General features: G+C 64.7%; 2 protein-coding genes. Both read left to right on the top strand.

All coding sequences use genetic code 11. From position 1 onward, the window contains the following. On the top strand, window positions 1-209 hold a 209-nt coding region (locus ACZ7NC_RS45430), incomplete at its 5' end, for a hypothetical protein (RefSeq protein ID WP_471498314.1). 428 nt (window positions 210-637) lie between these two features. Next, window positions 638-1,723, top strand: a complete 1,086-nt coding sequence (locus tag ACZ7NC_RS45425; protein ID WP_471498311.1) for a Fic family protein — start codon at window positions 638-640, stop codon at window positions 1,721-1,723. Window positions 1,724-1,829: the final 106 nt, after the last annotated feature.

Raw genomic sequence — 1,829 nt, 5'->3', positions numbered from 1 at the left:
CTACAGAAAGAAACTCCGCACCGAAACTACCATCCACCACTCCGACCCGCCCAACATCAAAATCCTCGCCGTTTCTTAACTACGCGGCATTGCCCTGCGGGGTTCCCGCCCCGGTCGAGGAGGTCACCCCGCCCTCCAGCACTCCCATCCGCAGCCACGACCGGATCAGCTTCAGCATCGACCGGTCGACCACGCGCCTCGCCAGCTGAGCGACGAGTGCGTCGTGCCCGATCGTCCCGAAACAAAGATCTCCTCGCGAACCGTGCATTCCGTTCGATTCGAGAGCTGGCAGAAGCCGCCGAAGCAGCGCTCAGCAAGATCAAGAAGGCACCGCATCTCCTGCGTGGATTCCTCGCCGGAACAAAGCTGGCATTGCTGGAGTGACCGTCAAGCGCTGGGATAAAGATCAGTATAACGGCGCTGCAGTGGTGTCCACGACCGGCCCTCCCATGAAATCTCCACCAAGATCACCGCACGCCTCCGCGAACTTGACAGCACCAGGCCGGACGATGGACGACACTACCGGCGCGAGCCGGAGGTTGCCACAATGATTGTGTCATGGTTGCATTGGGTTGTGCTGTACGAGACGCCATCACTGGATATCGATGACCTGCGCGTTCTCCGAGAGATCGAGGACATGCGCAAGCGATTGCGGCATCAGCTGCGCGCTCAGCCCCGCTGGTCCGGGCAGCTGCGGCGGAACCTGACGGCCCGGGCGATCGCAGGGTCGAACACCATCGAGGGCTACGCCGCGACGGTGGACGACGTCGAGGCCCTGATGGCCGGCGAGGAGCCGCTGGAGACAGCGGACCGTACCCGGGTGGAGCTGGAGGGATACCAGCGCGCGATGACCTACATCCAGGCCCTCGCGGACGCAGGCGACGACTTCCGGTATGACGCGGGCCTGCTCAACGGCCTCCATTTCATGCTGCAAGGTCATCACTTGGACAAGCGGCCAGGGCGGTGGAGGGAGGGCCCAGTCTTCGTCACCAGCCCCGACGACCCGCTCGTCCCCGCCTACACCGCCCCCGACTTCGAGCAGGTCGCAGCCCTGATGGCTGAGCTGATCGACTGGCTCAACACCGGAGACCTCGACGCCCCGGTGCACGTGCGCGCGTCGATGGCGCACCTGAACCTGGTCAACATCCACCCCTGGAAAGACGGCAACGGGCGCATGTCCCGCGCCTTGTCGACGCTGGTGTTCGCACGCGAGGCACTCATGCCGCCGGAATTCTCCTCTATCGAAGAATGGCTCGGCCGCGGACAGAACACATACGGCTACTACCGCGTGCTGCAGCAGGTCGGCGGCCCGAACTGGAGCCCAGGACGGGACACCCACCTCTGGATCCGCTTCTGCCTGGAGGCCCACCACCGGCAGGCCCAGCAAGCGCAGCGCCGCATCGACCTGCTCTCGCGGGCCTGGATCCATCTGGGCGAAGCCGCCGCCGAGACGGGCCTGGACGAGCGCGTCGTCTACGCCCTTCTTCCGGCATTCTGGGGCTCGAAGGTCCGGCGCACGGTCTATCAGCAGGACGCCGAACTCTCCGACCAGCAGGCGATCCGCGACATGCGCGAACTCGTCCGACTGGGCTGGCTCATCCCGCATGGGAAGGCCCGGGCCCGCTTCTACGGCCCAGGGCCGCGGATGACGTCCGTGCAGGAGGTGGTCCGGCAGTCCCTCGAACCGTACGCTGACCCGTACGGAAACCCTTCTCGCAGTTGACACTCAGGTTGAGTGAGCTGAACCGGGTTTCGTAGAGTCCGCCGGTCATGTTTCAGGCGGTCTGCGGTTCTTCTTCCAGGCTTTGCTGGAAGTCGCGTTCGTACTC

The organism is Streptomyces sp. NPDC111802 (genome assembly GCF_055634335.1).
The sequence above is the reverse complement of the archived record's forward strand: the minus strand, read 5'-3'. Positions and strand labels throughout refer to the sequence as shown.

Coding starts and splice junctions, on each gene's coding strand:
- ACZ7NC_RS45425 (WP_471498311.1), top strand. CDS start 638: ATGCGCAAGCGATTGCGGCATCAGCTGCGCGCTCAGCCCCGCTGGTCC.